A 16672-nucleotide genomic window follows, 5' to 3' on the forward strand; every position below is an offset into this window, starting at 1 on the left:
AGCAAAGGGCTCCTCGGGGAGCCCTTTGTCGTTTCTGTCGTTCGGGCGGCACGACCTTTGCTTCGGTTCTCTCTTTCGCGGTGCTATCAAATTAATGGCACCCGTGGTCGAGGGATTCCCGATGTCTGCCGTTCTCTCATTGTTACAAAGCCGTCTGTTGCGGCCGGTGTTCGTTACCCTAGGTATCGCTCTTTTGGTGCAAGTGCTGGTGGCGGTTGCTCTCACACGCAGCACGGTCACGGCGCTGGAGGCTGATCTGGGCAATCGCCTGGGTATCGACAGCCAGAAACTGTCGGCTGAGCTGGCCCAGGCTGGTAAAGAAGTCACATCCAGCCTGGACAGCTTGTCGACCAGTACCCGTCAGCGTCTGACCGCGGGGCTTTCAACCCGCCTGCAGGAAGAGCAGAAGCAGCTGCGTGCGACCCTGGAAAAAGACCTGCAGGACTCCGCCAATGACATGGCGCAGCTGCTGGCCTCGGTGGCGCCGCGTGCCATGTGGGACAGCGACGTGCCGACGCTGTCGGAGTTCGCCCGGCGTGCCCAGCGTAATCCCAACGTGCTGTTCGTAGTGTATGACGACGCGGCGGGTGAGCATTTGACCCGCTACCTCAATCGTGAAAACCCGATCAACCAGGCGTTGTTGGAAAAGGGCAAGGGTGACCGCGCCTTGGATAAAGTGTTGAACGCGGCGAAAGACGACCCTTCTGTGTTTTATGTCGAAGCGTCCATCAGCCCCAATGGCGTGGAGATCGGCAAGGTGCGCATGGGGGTTTCCACTGCCGCGGTGGAGGCTGACCTGGTGGCGCTGGATAAGCGTTTCGCCGCACTGATCGCCAGTGGTGACCAGCTGGTGGGCGACAGTCTCAAGGGCGCGGCGGCTGATAGCGCTGCCGCCATGGGCGCCCGCCTGCAATCCGCACAGGCCACTGCAACCCAGATGACCGCCAATACCACCGGCGCCGTCCAGGACGCTGCTGGCACCTTGCGCTGGCGTATCGGCATGGGGCTCGCGCTGGTCGGTTTGAGTGTATTACTGTTGATCGCCATCGTGCTGGGGCGCCGGGTAGTCAATCGCCTGAAGTTGCTGATCGCGGCCATGGATGACTTGGCTGCGGGCGAGGGCGACCTCACCAAGCGCGTGCAAATCAGCAGCAAGGACGAAATCGGCGACATGGCCTCGGCGGTCAATCGCTTTGTGGATAAGTTGCAGCCCATCGTGCGCGAAGCCGGGGATGTGGCCCAGCGTACGGGTGTGGAAATCGGTGCCATGACCTTGCGCAATGCCGGTGCTGATGCAGCGGCCGGCTTGCAGCGCGATGAAGTGGCCGAGAGCTTGCGCGCACTGTCGCAGATGGCCGACGAGGCACAGGCCGAAAGCCATGCGATGCAGGCGGCGTTGCAGCAGGTCGTGGATATTCGCCAGGCGACCGATGAGAACTCGCGCACTTCAGCCGAGGTCGGCAGCCTGATCGAAGCGTTGGCGGGCCAGGTACAGGCGGGGTCCCAGGTGATCGAGCGGCTGGCCCAGCAAAGCGAGCAGATCGAGGTGGTGTTGACCGTGATTCATGGTATCGCCGAGCAAACCAACCTGCTGGCGCTCAATGCGGCAATCGAAGCGGCGCGTGCCGGTGAAACCGGACGCGGCTTTGCCGTGGTGGCGGACGAAGTGCGGGCGTTGGCGAGCAAGACACAAAGCTCCACGGGCGATATCCAGGCGCATATTGTGGCGTTGCAGCAGGGCGCGCGGGAGGCGGTGGACACCATCGGCAAGGCTGGGCGCCAGGCCAGTGAAGGTTTGCTGGTACTGCGCGACAGCGTGCGCCTGCAGCAGACGGTGCAGGCTTCGGTGGAGCAGGTGCATGCCGCGATAGGCTTGGCGACGCGTGCGGCAGAGCACCAGGCCCAGGGTGCCCATGCGGTGCGTGGTCGGGTCGAGGTCATCCATGCCCAGGCCGAACGTGCCGCCCAGGCGGTGCAGGAGACCACCGCCAGTGGCAAGGTGCTGGATGGATTGGCAGCGCAGTTGAAGGCGAGCCTGGGGCAATTCCGGGCCTAGCGTCGCCTGTTACGGCGTCATCGCGGGCAAGTCCAGCTCCCGCCTTGGAATGCATTCCAAAGGTGGGAGTCGGGCTTGCCCGCGATAGCGGTCTCAGCGGCTCAGGTATATCCGTGTCGTGAGCACATACACCGGCAACCCAGACACCAGGATCAACAGTGCTGCATAGGGCGCCGCCGCCGCGAATTCCACATTCGAGGTGTGCGCCCACACCGCCGTCGCCAGGGTATTGAGCCCGGTCGGACTGAGCAGCAGCGTCGCCGTCAGTTCTTTCATTGCATCCAGGAATACCAGTGCAAATGCTGCGCCGAGCGCCGGGAAGATAATCGGCAAGGTCACCCGGCAAAATGCACTGAACGACGAGGCGCCCAGCGTGCGCGCAGCGTCTTCAAGCTGCGGCGCAGCCTTGTTCAGCGCTGTGCGAATCGGCGCCTGGGCCAGCGGCAAGAACAGCAGCGCATAAGCAATCAGCAACAGCGCGGAGGTCTGGTACAGCGCCGGCACATAGTGCAGGGCGAAATACACCAGGGTCAGTGCAATCACCAGGCCTGGCAGGGCGTGCAGGAGGTACGGTAGGCGTTCGGCCCAGATCGCCAGCCGGCCCTTGTAGCGCACCACCAGCAACCCGACCGGTACGGCCAATACCAGGCACAGCGCGGCGCCTGCCAGGGACAGCGCCAATGAGGACAGCAACGCCTCGCCGATCTCCGCCACCGGGAATGCTGCGGAAGATCCTACTGCCAACCAGTAACCGAGCATCCCCAGCGGAATCCCGCTGCCGATGATCGCCAACGCCAGGCAATACACCTGGCCCAAGGGTGCCCACTGACCCAGTCGAACCTGCTCCGCATGCCGCGCCGCGCCCTGACCGATACGCACATGCCGGCCCTTGCCGCGGACCCGCAATTCCAGCCATAGCAGCGTCAGGCACATCACCAACAGCACCGCCGAGAGCATCGCGGCGTTGGCATTGCTGAATTCCAGTTCGAACTGCTGGTAGATCGCGGTGGTAAAAGTTTGCAAGCCGATGATCGACAGCGCGCCGAACTCCACCAGCATATGCAGTGCAATCAATAATGCCCCGGCCAGTAGCGACGGCCACAGCAGCGGCAATGTGATGCGAAAGAACACGCCCCAGCGATTCAGCCCCAGGGTGCGGGCCGACTCCTCCAGGGAGGGGTCAAGATTGCGCAGGGTCGCTGCCACCGGCAGAAAAACCAGCGGATATTTCGACAGGCTCATCACCAGGATGGCGCCGCCGAGCCCTTCGAAACTCGCGCTCAGCGACACCCAGGTGAAGCTGCTGACAAACGCCGGTACCGCGAATGGCAGGCACAGGATCACGCCCCAGATGCGTCGCCCTGGCAGGTTGCTACGCTCCAGCAGCCAGGCCAGGGACAGGCCGATTACGGCGCACGTGACCGTCACCCCGACCATCAACGCCAAGGTGTTGCGCAGCAACCCGAACACATACGGCCGCCATAGCAGGTGTACCGCTTCCGCCCAGCCGGCCTGCCAGGCTTTGAGCCCGACATAGGCCAGCGGCAGCAGGCTCAAGCCGACCAAAAACAGCACCGGCAACAACAGCCAGATCGACGGTCGCTTGGGCCTTGGGCTGAAACCCCCGCGCAGGGCGGGGGCGGGGGCGGGTAGCGATGGGTTCATCAGTTCAAGCCAACGTCACGTTCCAGGTCCAGGGCTTCTTCGGCGTTGCCCAGGTCGGCAGGGGTGACTTTCGGCGGTTGCAGCTCGCTGAAAGGCTTGAGGCCGCGGTTGGATTCCATGCCTTTGCGCAGAGGGTACTCGGCCGAGGTGTTGGTGATCACGCGCTGGCCTTCTTCGCTGGCCATGAATGCCAGCAGTTGCTGGGCTTCCTTGGGATGCTTGCTGGACTTCAGCGCCGCCGCCGAAGACACAGTGATCAAGCCACCAGCATCGCCATTGGTGAAGTAATGCAGTTGGGAATCCAGGTTGGTTTTTTCTTTTTTCAGGGCGAACCAGTAGTAGTTGTTCACCAGCACGGTAGCCACTTCGCCATTTTCAACAGCTTTGAGGGCGACCATGTTGTTGCTGTACACCTTGCCGAAGGCGCGCAGGCCGGTCAGCCATTCTTCGGCGGCTTCACGACCGTGCAGCTTGATAATCGCCACGGCCTGTTCCTGGAAAGCGCCGCTGGTGGGCACGAAGCCGACCTTGCCTTGCCATTCGGGGCCGGCGAAATCCAGGACCGATTTCGGCAGGTCTTTTTCAGCGATCAGTTTCGGGTTGAAGGCCACAACGCGAGTGCGCGCGGTCACGCCCATCCAGTCGCCATTGGCGCCGACATAGTCCTTGGGTAATACATCGAGGGTGCTGGCGTCGATTTTCGCCAGCAGGCCTTGTTCGCCGAGTTTGTTCAGCGGTGGCGATTCTTCGGTGTAGATCACGTCGGCAGGCGAGCGGTCGCCTTCTTCAACGACCTGGCTGGCGAGCTGATTACTGCTGCCCTTGCGTACGTTGACATGAATGCCGGTCTTGGCCTTGAAGGCTTTGGCGAGTTCATCGCCGACTTCTTTGTGCTGGCCGTTGTACAAGGTCAGGGAAACCTTGTCGGCGGAATAAGCGGTGGGCGAGAGCAGGGTCAGGCCGAGCAGAGTGAGGGTCAGGCCACGCAGAAGAGATGTCTTGAGACGGGTATCGCGGATGGTCATCCGAAGTTTTCCTCGCTTATGTGCAACAAATCATTGCAAGGATAAACGATAAAGCTTCTCAGGTGCGGGCGAGGGGCAAATCGCTGGGGAAGTTTTTCAGGCCCGGAAACGAAAAAACCCGCTTTCGCGGGTTTGATCTGAATTTGGTGCCCAGGAGAAGACTCGAACTTCCACGACCTTGCGATCACCAGCACCTGAAGCTGGCGTGTCTACCAATTTCACCACCTGGGCATTATCAGCAACGCTTGCGCTGTTGATGGAACGAACTATACGGAGGCCTTTTTGATCTGTAAACCCCTGATTCGAAAAAATAAATCAAGTTTTCCGTTAAAAATCAAAGGCCTGAAACGAAAAAACCCGCTTTCGCGGGTTTAATCTGAATTTGGTGCCCAGGAGAAGACTCGAACTTCCACGACCTTGCGATCACCAGCACCTGAAGCTGGCGTGTCTACCAATTTCACCACCTGGGCATTATCCAACAACGTTGCCGTCGTCGATGGCGCGCACTATACGGAGGGGTCATTAAGCTGTAAACCCCCGCCACGAAAAAATCCTGGAAAATTTCGCCAATGGTCGTGCAAGCTGCTCGTCGGGGGCTGCAAAGGGCTTTTAAAGGCTTGTTGGCGTCTGAAATTTCCCGTTTCAATACGCGTATGCCAAACTAACCCGCATATAGACAAGGTGAAAACTCTCTAATGGCCGATTGGCAGTCCCTCGATCCCGAGGCCGCTCGTGAAGCGGAAAAATATGAAAACCCTATTCCTAGCCGCGAACTGATCCTGGCGCATCTCGCCGATCGGGGTTCGCCTGCTAGCCGCGAGCAGTTGGTTGAAGAATTCGGTCTGACCACCGAAGACCAGCTCGAAGCCCTGCGCCGCCGTTTGCGTGCCATGGAGCGCGATGCTCAACTGATCTATACCCGCCGTGGCACTTACGCGCCTGTGGATAAGCTCGACCTGATCCTGGGGCGCATTGCCGGCCATCGTGACGGCTTCGGTTTCCTGATTCCGGATGACGGCAGCGACGACCTGTTCATGAGCCCGGCGCAAATGCGCCTGGTGTTCGATGGTGACCGTGCCCTGGCGCGGGTTTCCGGCCTGGACCGTCGCGGTCGCCGTGAAGGCGTCATTGTCGAAGTGGTATCCCGCGCCCACGAGTCCATCGTTGGCCGTTACTTCGAGGAAGGCGGCATCGGCTTTGTGGTGCCGGATAACCCGAAGGTCCAGCAGGAAGTGCTGATCACGCCGGGCCGTAATGGCGCCGCCAAGGTCGGCCAGTTCGTTGAGGTGAAGATCACCCACTGGCCAACGGCGCGCTTCCAGCCACAGGGCGACATCGTTGAAGTGGTCGGCAACTACATGGCGCCGGGCATGGAAATCGACGTTGCGCTGCGCACCTACGATATTCCTCACGTCTGGCCCGAGGCTGTGCTGAAAGAAGCCGGCAAGCTCAAGCCAGAAGTGGAAGAGAAAGACAAAGAAAAACGCATCGACCTGCGCCATCTGCCGTTTGTCACCATCGACGGCGAAGACGCCCGCGACTTCGACGATGCGGTCTACTGCGAGGCCAAGCCCGGCAAGCTGCGCCTGTTCTCCGGGGGCTGGAAGTTGTTCGTCGCGATTGCCGACGTGTCCAGCTACGTGAAGATCGGTTCGGCCCTGGATAACGAAGCCCAGGTACGCGGCAACTCCGTGTACTTCCCTGAGCGCGTGATCCCGATGCTGCCTGAGCAGCTGTCCAACGGCCTGTGCTCCCTGAACCCGAAAGTCGACCGTTTGGCCATGGTGTGCGAGATGACCATCTCGAAAACCGGCGAAATGACCGACTACCAGTTCTACGAAGCGGTGATCCACTCCCAGGCGCGTCTGACCTACAACAAGGTCAGCACCATCCTGGAAACGCCGAAGACCAGCGAAGCCAAGGCTCTGCGCAGCGAGTACGCTGATGTGGTGCCGCACCTCAAGCAGCTTTACTCGCTGTACAAGGTGTTGCTGGGCGCACGTCATACCCGTGGCGCGATCGATTTTGAAACCCAGGAAACCCGGATTGTCTTCGGTTCCGAGCGCAAGATTGCCGCGATCACCCCGACCACGCGTAACGATGCGCACAAGCTGATCGAGGAGTGCATGCTGGCGGCCAACGTGGCCACGGCTGAATTCCTGAAGAAGCATGAGATTCCTGCGTTGTACCGTGTGCACGACGGTCCGCCGCCTGAGCGTCTGGAAAAACTGCGCGCCTTCCTCGGCGAGCTCGGCCTGTCCCTGCACAAAGGCAAGGACGGCCCGACGCCGAAGGACTACCAGGCTCTGCTCGCCAGCATCAAGGACCGTCCGGATTACCACGTGATCCAGACCGTCATGCTGCGCTCCCTGAGCCAGGCGGTGTACAGCGCCGACAATCAGGGCCACTTCGGCCTGAATTACGAGGCGTACACCCACTTTACCTCGCCGATTCGTCGTTACCCGGACCTGCTCACGCACCGCGCGATCCGCAGCGTGATCCACTCCAAGCAGAACACGCCGCACGTCAAGCGCGCCGGTGCGATGACCATTCCGAAGGCACGGATCTATCCGTACGACGAAGCGGCCCTGGAACAGTTGGGCGAGCAGTGCTCCATGAGCGAGCGCCGTGCCGACGAGGCCACCCGCGACGTGGTGAACTGGCTCAAGTGCGAGTTCATGAAAGATCGTGTGGGCGAGACCTTCCCTGGCGTGATCACGGCCGTGACCGGCTTTGGCTTGTTTGTCGAGCTGACCGACATCTACGTCGAAGGCCTGGTGCATGTTACCGCCTTGCCGGGTGACTACTACCACTTTGACCCTGTGCATCACCGCCTGGCGGGCGAGCGCACCGGCCGTAGCTTCCGCCTTGGCGATACCGTGGAAGTGCAGGTCATGCGTGTCGACCTCGACGAACGCAAGATCGACTTCGGCATGTCTGACAAGCCAGCCGAATCGCCTGGCAGCCGTAAAAAGCGTGGCAGCGAACCGGCCAGTAAAGGCAAGGCTGCGCCCGCTAAGGCAACGGCCGCCGAGCCTGCGCCAGCCAAGGCCGGTCGTCGCTCGTCGACCAAGGAAAAGGCCCCCGAAGCCTACCGCCCAAGCGACGCTGCGGCGAAAAACGCCGAGCTGCGCAAGAGCCGCGAGTTGAAGCAGCAGTTGCTCAACGAAGCCAAAAGCGGTGGTAAAGCGGCGTCTGGGGGAAAGTCCCGCGGGGCGGAAAATCCGTCGAGCAAGCCTAGTAAACACCGTAAAGGCCCGCCCAAAGCGGGTTCGGCTCCCGCGAAAAGCGGCGGGTCGCGCAAACCTAAGGCCAAGTCATGAGTCTGGAAAAAATCTACGGCGTCCACGCCGTAGAAGCACTGCTGCGTCACCACCCTAAACGCGTCAAGCAAGTGTGGTTGGCAGAAGGCCGCAGCGAGCCGCGCGTGCAAGCGTTGGTCGAGCTGGCGACCCAAAACAAGGTTGCCATCGGCCAGGCCGAGCGTCGCGAAATGGACGTATGGGTCGAGGGCGTCCACCAGGGCGTGGTGGCGGATGTCAGTCCGAGCCAGGTCTGGGGCGAGGCGATGCTCGACGAGCTGCTCGACCGTACCGAAGGTGCGCCATTGCTGCTGGTGCTGGACGGCGTGACCGATCCGCACAATCTCGGCGCCTGCCTGCGTTCGGCGGACGCTGCCGGTGCGCTGGCGGTGATCGTGCCTAAAGACAAGTCGGCGACCCTGACACCCGTCGTGCGTAAGGTCGCATGCGGCGCGGCGGAAGTGATTCCGTTGGTGGCTGTGACCAACCTGGCGCGCACGCTGGAGAAGCTCCAGCAGCGCGGCCTGTGGGTCGTGGGCACGGCCGGAGAGGCTGAGGTCAGTATTTATGACCAGGACCTCACCGGCCCGACCATCCTGATCATGGGGGCTGAAGGCAAGGGCATGCGCCGCCTCACTCGCGAGCATTGCGATTACCTGGTGCATCTGCCGATGGCCGGTAGCGTCAGCAGCCTCAACGTGTCGGTCGCCACCGGCGTGTGCCTGTTCGAAGCCCAGCGCCAGCGTGGCGCCAAGGCCAAGGCCAAGAAGTAATCCCGAGCCTGGCACAGAACCAAAATGTGGGAGGGAGCTTGCTCCCGATTGCGGTGTATCAGTCAGCTGATGTTTGGCTGACACACTGCTATCGGGAGCAAGCTCCCTCCCACATTGGTTTCCGGTGTCAGTAACCATTGTTCAAATAATCACCAATCACCTTGCGCCGCTTCTCCCCCTTCTCTACAATTGCGCCCCTTGCCTTCCAGGCGGGCACCGATGTGCCTCCCCGTGGCAAGATCCATAAGTGTCATTCACTCCTTGTCTGACCGTTTTTGAGCGGCAGGCTACAACCCGTAAGGAGCATTCATGCGTCATTACGAAATCATCTTTTTGGTCCACCCGGATCAAAGCGAGCAAGTCGGCGGCATGGTTGAGCGTTACACCAAGCTGATCGAAGAAGACGGCGGCAAAATCCACCGTCTGGAAGATTGGGGCCGTCGTCAACTGGCCTATGCAATCAACAATGTTCACAAGGCTCACTACGTGATGCTGAACGTTGAGTGCACTGGCAAGGCCCTGGCCGAGCTGGAAGACAACTTCCGCTACAACGATGCTGTGATCCGTAACCTGGTCATCCGTCGCGAAGAAGCCGTTACCGGCCAATCCGAGATGCTCAAGGCTGAAGAAAACCGCAGTGAGCGCCGTGAGCGTCGCGACCGTCCTGAGCACGAAGGCGCTGATAGCGCTGATAGTGATGACAGCGACAACAGCGATAACGCTGACGAGTAATCCACGGACCTTTTAAGGAGCCTATCAAATGGCACGTTTCTTCCGTCGTCGTAAATTCTGCCGCTTCACCGCTGAAGACGTGAAAGAGATCGATTACAAAGATCTCAACACTCTGAAAGCCTACGTATCCGAGACCGGCAAAATCGTTCCAAGCCGTATCACCGGTACCAAAGCACGTTATCAGCGTCAGCTGGCCACCGCTATCAAGCGCGCCCGCTTCCTGGCCCTGCTGGCCTACACCGACAGCCACGGCCGCTGAGACCGGGCAGTCGACAAGTAGTAAGGGATTGAATGCATGCGCGCCTTAGCTGAGTTCATCATGCGCGGTCGTGTGCAGGCCACTCTGGTAGTGGCTGGATGTGCAGCATTGCCGTTGTTGTATTGGTTGGGTGCTGCCGCTGGATGCCTTGTGCTCCTGCGGCGCGGTTTGCAGGATGCCATTGGCGTCCTGGCCCTGGGAGTCGTGGCTGCCTTGATCTGGTGGCTGCAACTGGGCGAACCCAAAGTGCTTCTGGTGCTGCTGGGGTCGTCGAGCCTTGCGTTGGTTTTGCGCGCAAGTGAGTCCTGGGTCCGCACGCTGCTGGTCAGCGTGGCACTGGGGTTGGTGTTTTCGGTGTTGATTGACGCGGCTTTCCGCCCGCAGATCGAGGCGCTGTCGCAAGAGATCGTCAAGATCCTGCCGATGGCCCTCGGGGAACTCTACCAGCAGCTGTCGGTAGAAGAGCGAGCGCGACTGGCAACGCTGATTGCACCGGCCCTGATCGGCCTGATGGCGGTAATGATGCAGATCGTCAGTTTGCTGAGCCTGATGCTTGGGCGTTATTGGCAGGCGTTGTTGTACAACCCGGGTGGTTTTGGTCGCGAGTTTCGCAGTATCAGAATCCCCGTGGGCCCGGCGATGTTGCTGCTGGCACTCATGGTGGTCGGACCGTACTTCGGTTCACACGCCGCCTTGCTGGTGCTGTTTTGCAGCGTACCGCTGGTGTTTTCCGGACTGGCCCTGATGCATGGGCTGGTCGCGCAGAAGCGCCTGGCCAAGTTCTGGCTGGTGGGGATGTACGTAACGATGCTGGTGTTCATGCAACTGATCTATCCGTTACTCGTGGTTTTGGCCATTGTCGACGGCCTGATTGATTTTCGCGGTCGTCTGGCGCCGAAAGACGCCGATAACGCGAACGGTGAAGGTTAAAAGTTAGAGGATTTTCACATGCAACTGATCCTTCTGGAAAAAGTCGCCAACCTGGGCAACCTGGGCGACAAAGTGAACGTTAAGGCCGGTTACGGTCGTAACTACCTGCTGCCATACGGCAAAGCCACCGCTGCAACCGCTGCCAACCTGGCTGCGTTTGAAGAGCGTCGTGCTGAGCTGGAAAAAGCAGCAGCAGACAAAAAAGCTTCGGCCGAAACTCGCGCTGCCCAACTGGCTGAGCTGGAAGTGACTATCACTGCCACCGCCGGTGACGAAGGCAAGCTGTTCGGTTCGATCGGCACCCACGACATCGCTGATGCACTGACCGCCTCCGGCGTTGAAGTGCAGAAGAGCGAAGTTCGTCTGCCGAACGGCACCATCCGCAACGTAGGCGAATTCGACGTAGCCGTGCACCTGCACGCCGAAGTTGAAGCCACCGTACGCGTTGTCGTGGTAGCAGCTTAAAGCAAGCTAACTGACTGGCACCCCCGGTGTCAGGCGGTTAACATCGGGCACGATCCTGTTTACAGGTCGTGCCTTTTGTTTTTCTACACACCCCTAATTCCAAGTGGCCATGAACGATATTTCAGCTCCTGAGCAATACGATCTGCAAACCGCTGCCCTGAAGGTGCCGCCGCATTCCATCGAGGCCGAACAGGCTGTGCTCGGTGGTTTGATGCTGGACAACAACGCCTGGGAACGCGTGCTGGATCAAGTCTCGGACGGTGACTTCTATCGCCATGACCACCGCCTGATTTTCCGCGCCATCGCCAAGCTGGCCGACCAGAACTCACCTATCGATGTGGTGACCTTGGCCGAGCAACTGGACAAGGAAGGCCAGACCTCCCAGGTCGGCGGCCTCGGCTACCTCGGTGAGCTGGCGAAAAATACGCCGTCCGTCGCCAACATCAAGGCCTACGCCCAGATCGTTCGCCAGCGGGCCACGTTGCGCCAACTGATCGGCATCAGCACCGAGATTGCCGACAGCGCCTTCAACCCGGAAGGGCGCACCGCCGAAGAGATCCTTGACGAGGCCGAGCGCCAGATCTTCCAGATCGCCGAGGCCCGCCCGAAAACCGGCGGCCCGGTGGGCGTCAACGAGCTGTTGACCAAGGCCATCGACCGTATCGACACGCTGTTCAACACTGACGCGGCCATCACCGGTATTTCCACCGGCTACACCGACCTCGACGAGAAGACCAGCGGCCTGCAGCCGTCCGACTTGATCATCGTCGCCGGTCGTCCGTCCATGGGCAAGACCACCTTCGCGATGAACCTGGTGGAAAACGCCGTGTTGCGCAGCGACAAGACCGTCCTGGTTTACTCCCTGGAGATGCCAGGTGAGTCGCTGATCATGCGTATGCTCTCGTCCCTGGGGCGTATCGACCAGACCAAGGTGCGTTCCGGCCAGCTGGAAGACGACGACTGGCCGCGCCTGACCTCAGCGGTCAACCTGCTCAATGACCGCAAGCTGTTCATCGACGACACCGCGGGCATCAGCCCATCGGAAATGCGTGCACGTACCCGCCGCCTGGTGCGTGAACACGGCGACATCGCGCTGATCATGATCGACTACTTGCAGTTGATGCAGATCCCGGGCTCCAGCGGTGACAGCCGGACCAACGAGATTTCCGAGATCTCTCGGTCCTTGAAAGCCTTGGCCAAGGAATTCAATTGCCCGGTGGTGGCGCTGTCCCAGCTCAACCGTTCCCTGGAACAACGTCCCAACAAGCGCCCGGTGAACTCCGACTTGCGCGAATCCGGAGCGATCGAGCAGGACGCCGACGTGATCATGTTCGTGTACCGCGACGAGGTGTATCACCCCGAGACCGAGCACAAGGGCATTGCCGAGATCATTATCGGCAAACAACGGAACGGTCCCATCGGCTTTATCCGCCTGGCGTTCATCGGTAAGTACACCCGCTTCGAAAACCTCGCGCCAGGCAGCTACAACTTCGACGACGACGAATAACCCGTCTGCTCAATTCCGACCATTACCGTCGGAATTGGTCAAAATTTGTGCTATATTCCGCGCCCGCGATTTTCCATCTCAACACCGGTCACCGTCATGCAAACAGCCAAGCCGTTATTTGACTATCCCAAGTACTGGGCCGAATGTTTCGGTCCAGCGCCATTCCTGCCCATGAGCAGGGAGGAGATGGATCAGCTTGGCTGGGATTCCTGCGACATCATCATCGTCACCGGTGATGCCTACGTTGACCATCCGTCGTTCGGCATGGCGATCATTGGCCGGTTGCTGGAGTCCCAGGGCTTCCGCGTCGGGATCATTGCCCAGCCGAACTGGCAGTCCAAAGACGACTTCATGAAGCTCGGCGAGCCGAACCTGTTCTTCGGCGTCGCGGCCGGCAACATGGACTCGATGATCAACCGCTACACCGCCGACAAGAAAATCCGCTCCGACGACGCCTACACCCCTGGTGGCATGGCCGGCAAACGCCCGGACCGCGCCAGCCTGGTGTACAGCCAGCGTTGCAAGGAAGCCTACAAGAACGTGCCGATCGTACTCGGCGGCATCGAAGCCTCCCTGCGCCGCATCGCTCACTACGACTACTGGCAGGACCGTGTGCGCAACTCGATCCTGATCGATGCCACCGCCGATATCCTGCTGTACGGCAACGCCGAGCGTGCGATTGTCGAAGTTGCCCAGCGCCTGTCGTGGGGTCACAAGATCGAAGACATCACCGACGTGCGTGGCACCGCGTTCATTCGTCGTGATACGCCGGTGGGTTGGTACGAAGTCGACTCCACGCGGATCGACCGTCCGGGCAAGATCGACAAGATCATCAACCCGTACGTCAACACCCAGGACACCCAGGCCTGCGCCATCGAGCAGGAAAAGGGGCCGCAGGATGATCCGGAAGAAGCCAAGGTCGTACAGATCCTGGCCAGCCCGCGCATGACCCGCGACAAGACCGTGATCCGCCTGCCGTCGGTGGAAAAAGTGCGCAATGACGCGGTGCTCTACGCCCACGCCAACCGCGTGTTGCACCTGGAAACCAACCCAGGCAACGCGCGCGCCCTGGTGCAGAAGCACGGTGAAGTGGACGTGTGGTTCAACCCGCCGCCCATCCCGATGACTACCGAAGAAATGGACTACGTGTTCGGCATGCCTTACGCACGTGTTCCGCACCCGGCGTATGGCAAGGAAAAGATCCCGGCCTACGACATGATTCGTTTCTCGGTGAACATCATGCGTGGCTGCTTTGGCGGCTGCACCTTCTGCTCCATTACCGAGCACGAAGGTCGCATCATCCAGAACCGTTCCGAAGAGTCGATCATCCGCGAGATCGAAGAGATCCGCGACAAGGTCCCAGGCTTCACCGGCGTGATCTCCGACCTCGGTGGCCCGACCGCGAACATGTACCGCATCGCCTGCAAGAGCCCGGAAATCGAATCCGCGTGCCGCAAGCCGTCGTGTGTGTTCCCGGGTATCTGCCCGAACCTGAACACCGATCACTCGTCGTTGATCCAGCTCTACCGCAGCGCTCGTGCATTGCCGGGTGTGAAGAAGATCCTGATCGCCTCCGGCCTGCGCTATGACTTGGCTGTTGAGTCGCCGGAATATGTGAAAGAGCTGGTTACCCACCACGTGGGTGGCTACCTCAAGATCGCCCCGGAACACACCGAGGAAGGTCCGCTCAACCAGATGATGAAGCCGGGCATTGGCAGCTATGACAAGTTCAAGCGCATGTTCGAGAAGTACACCAAGGAAGCGGGCAAGGAGCAGTACCTGATTCCTTACTTCATCGCCGCCCACCCCGGCACCACCGATGAGGACATGATGAACCTCGCCCTGTGGCTCAAGGGCAACGGCTTCCGTGCCGACCAGGTGCAGGCGTTCTACCCGTCGCCGATGGCCACCGCCACCGCGATGTACCACTCAGGCAAGAACCCGTTGCGCAAGGTCACCTACAAGAGTGACGCGGTGACCATCGTCAAGAGCGAGGAACAGCGCCGCTTGCACAAGGCCTTCCTGCGTTACCACGATCCGAAAGGCTGGCCGATGCTGCGTGAAGCGTTGACCCGCATGGGCCGCGCCGACCTGATCGGACCGGGCAAGGACCAACTGATCCCGCTGCACCAGCCGGCTACCGACAGCTACCAGAGCGCGCGTCGCAAGAACTCGACGCCAGCCGGCAGCCATAAGGTCGCCAAGGAAACCACCACCAAGATCCTCACCCAGCACACCGGGCTGCCGCCACGTGGTAGCGACGGCAGCAACCCGTGGGACAAGCGTGAGCAAGCCAAGGCCGCGGCCCAGGCGCGCAACAAGCAGGCCGCCAAGGAGCGCGCCGATGCGGCCAAGGGCAAGGGCGGCAAGCCTGCGCGCAAGCCGGTCGTGCCGCGTTGATCGCAGCCTGAACATGCAAAACGCCAGCCTTGTGCTGGCGTTTTGCTTTCTAGCCGGTGGGTAGGCTGTTTGTTAAGGTGGCGCGCACGGCCACCACCCCTTTCAAGGAAGAACACTTATGAGCAACCCCCTGCTCAATATCGGCATGGATTCCAACCGCTCCCAATTCATGGCGCGCCAGCGCATCGAAAGCCAGATCAACCTGCCGCGCCTGTTCGCGGCCATCGACGCCGACCCCGGCATTGTCGGCGCGGGTGTCGTGTATATCGATGCCGATTTCAACGTGATCACCCTGCGCGAGTTCAAGCCTATCTGCAGCATCAGGCCCAAGCGCATTATTTTGCGCGAGGCGCAGAAGTACATTTCGCCTGCGCAGTTTGTGGAACAAGTGAAGACCGATCCTCGGGAAGGACGCCTTCAAAAAGAGGCGTTTGATATGGGCCTTTCCTGTGGTGCGGCGGTAATCGGTTGGATTGTGGTGTTCAGCGGCAGTGTCGCCGTACCGTTCACGGCCGGTGCCAGTGCATTCGTGGTTGGCATTGGTATCACGGCGGCGCTGGCCAGCAGCGCGCAATGTGGGTTTGGTGTGGCGCGTACGTATAACGAAGTGCTTGATCCTGATGCCAATGACCGTATGGACGACGCCGAATGGTACGGCGCCGTTTCACCTATCCTCGATGCGGCCTCTTTGGTGGGCATTGGCACGGGTGCGTTGACTACCGTCAGGCTGCTCAAGGCCAACAAGGCCGCAGCATTGGGCAAGAGTTGGTATGAACTGCTCAAGGGCCTGAGCCGCCAGGAACGCAAGAAGTTGACCAGGGAACTGCTTAGCCTCAGGGACCCAAGCCTGACGCCCAAGCTACTCAAATTGCAGCAGCGCGCCGGCAAGATGACAAAGAGCTACAGTTCCACGGAGATCCGTCATGCCACCCTGACCCAACTCAAGGATGCCCTGGGCGGGCTCTTGGGTATCTGGGGCAGCCATAGAACGGGCCACGTAGGCACTGCCGAGACCATCGCCATTGGCCTGTACGAGGACTTGACGGAATGAACGGCTTCCCCGAGATGGGCAGTTTCCTCGCGCGCTATTTCCCCGTATTCATGGGGACGATTTTCATGGCGATCTTCTCCGGCTCCGCTGCGGTTTCCATGGCTGGCGTGACCTATTTGCGCGGCCTTGATCCCGCGCTCAAGGCCAACTATTCAATAGGCGCAATATTGGTACTGGTGGCGGTGCTGGTCTTTGGCAACGTCATGATCGCCCGCGGCTATCCCTGGGCTACGCGGCTGGTGGCGGCTTACTTGGGCGTTTGTCTGTTGTTCGTACTGCCAATGATGCAATACGATCTCAACATGCTGGTCTATGGCTCGGCTGTACTCTTTCCGCTGTTGGGGTTACTGCTGCTCAACAGCAAACGCCACCGCGAAATGCGCAAAAAACTGTTCGAGATACGCCACCTGCGCCAAGCCGCAATCGCAAGGCGCAAAACCCGTTGATTGAGTAGATTCACCACCCATCCTCATACTGGCGCCACAAATGTGTGCGGCTCTTGCACCG

Annotated in this window: 13 protein-coding genes and 2 tRNA genes; 11 read left to right on the top strand and 4 right to left on the bottom strand. The window is 60.3% G+C overall.

The annotated features are described in order from the left end of the window. Positions 1-121 precede the first annotated feature (121 nt). Positions 122-2056: a methyl-accepting chemotaxis protein gene (locus tag PF1751_RS02510; protein ID WP_044286552.1), complete on the top strand. Its 1935-nt coding sequence runs from the start codon at positions 122-124 to the stop codon at positions 2054-2056. Positions 2057-2149: 93 nt separating this feature from the next. Here PF1751_RS02510 and PF1751_RS02515 read toward each other — a convergent pair whose 3' ends face one another. The 4 genes from PF1751_RS02515 to PF1751_RS02530 all read right to left on the bottom strand — a co-directional run bounded on the left by PF1751_RS02515 (position 2150) and on the right by PF1751_RS02530 (position 5216). After that, the gene (locus tag PF1751_RS02515; RefSeq protein ID WP_044286553.1) at positions 2150-3721 is read right to left on the bottom strand and encodes an ABC transporter permease; all 1572 of its coding nucleotides are present in this window, start codon (positions 3719-3721) and stop codon (positions 2150-2152) included. After that, positions 3721-4746, bottom strand: a complete 1026-nt coding sequence (locus PF1751_RS02520) for an extracellular solute-binding protein (protein WP_044286555.1) — start codon at positions 4744-4746, stop codon at positions 3721-3723. Before PF1751_RS02520 ends, PF1751_RS02515 begins: the two co-directional genes overlap by 1 nt. Positions 4747-4890: 144 nt before the next feature. After that, positions 4891-4977, bottom strand: a tRNA-Leu gene (locus PF1751_RS02525). Between the two features lie 152 nt (positions 4978-5129). Further along, positions 5130-5216 (bottom strand) — tRNA-Leu (locus PF1751_RS02530). A gap of 225 nt (positions 5217-5441) precedes the next feature. On the opposite strand from PF1751_RS02530, the gene rnr reads away from it, so the two are divergent. From rnr to PF1751_RS02580, 10 genes are all read left to right on the top strand, one after another. Beyond that, on the top strand, positions 5442-8069 hold the full coding sequence (gene rnr, locus PF1751_RS02535; RefSeq protein WP_021493243.1) for a ribonuclease R: 2628 nt from the start codon (positions 5442-5444) through the stop codon (positions 8067-8069). After that, positions 8066-8821, top strand: a complete 756-nt coding sequence (gene rlmB, locus PF1751_RS02540) for a 23S rRNA (guanosine(2251)-2'-O)-methyltransferase RlmB (protein ID WP_010213600.1) — start codon at positions 8066-8068, stop codon at positions 8819-8821. The genes rnr and rlmB overlap by 4 nt, the downstream gene beginning before the upstream one ends. Before the next feature lie 309 nt (positions 8822-9130). Next, positions 9131-9553, top strand: coding sequence for a 30S ribosomal protein S6 (gene rpsF, locus PF1751_RS02545; protein ID WP_003236224.1), 423 nt, complete (start codon positions 9131-9133; stop codon positions 9551-9553). Between the two features lie 28 nt (positions 9554-9581). Further along, positions 9582-9812: a 30S ribosomal protein S18 gene (gene rpsR, locus PF1751_RS02550; protein WP_002551829.1), complete on the top strand. Its 231-nt coding sequence runs from the start codon at positions 9582-9584 to the stop codon at positions 9810-9812. A 36-nt stretch (positions 9813-9848) separates the two neighbouring features. Then, positions 9849-10742 carry a YybS family protein gene (locus PF1751_RS02555; RefSeq protein WP_010213598.1) on the top strand — a complete coding sequence of 298 codons (894 nt, stop codon included), beginning with the start codon at positions 9849-9851 and terminating at the stop codon, positions 10740-10742. 18 nt (positions 10743-10760) lie between these two features. Next, complete coding sequence (rplI, locus tag PF1751_RS02560) at positions 10761-11207, top strand: 50S ribosomal protein L9 (protein WP_003171376.1); 447 nt, start codon at positions 10761-10763, stop codon at positions 11205-11207. Positions 11208-11316: 109 nt separating this feature from the next. Beyond that, a complete protein-coding gene (dnaB, locus tag PF1751_RS02565) occupies positions 11317-12714 on the top strand; it encodes a replicative DNA helicase (RefSeq protein WP_010213597.1) in 1398 nt (465 codons plus the stop codon). Positions 12715-12810: 96 nt separating this feature from the next. After that, positions 12811-15114: a YgiQ family radical SAM protein gene (locus tag PF1751_RS02570; RefSeq protein ID WP_010213596.1), complete on the top strand. Its 2304-nt coding sequence runs from the start codon at positions 12811-12813 to the stop codon at positions 15112-15114. 118 nt (positions 15115-15232) lie between these two features. Beyond that, complete coding sequence (locus PF1751_RS02575; RefSeq protein WP_021493241.1) at positions 15233-16165, top strand: Ssp4 family T6SS effector; 933 nt, start codon at positions 15233-15235, stop codon at positions 16163-16165. Beyond that, positions 16162-16611 carry a hypothetical protein gene (locus PF1751_RS02580; RefSeq protein ID WP_010213594.1) on the top strand — a complete coding sequence of 150 codons (450 nt, stop codon included), beginning with the start codon at positions 16162-16164 and terminating at the stop codon, positions 16609-16611. Before PF1751_RS02575 ends, PF1751_RS02580 begins: the two co-directional genes overlap by 4 nt. Positions 16612-16672: the final 61 nt, after the last annotated feature.

The organism is Pseudomonas simiae (assembly GCF_000934565.1).
Taxonomy (GTDB): Bacteria; Pseudomonadota; Gammaproteobacteria; order Pseudomonadales; family Pseudomonadaceae; genus Aquipseudomonas; species Aquipseudomonas simiae.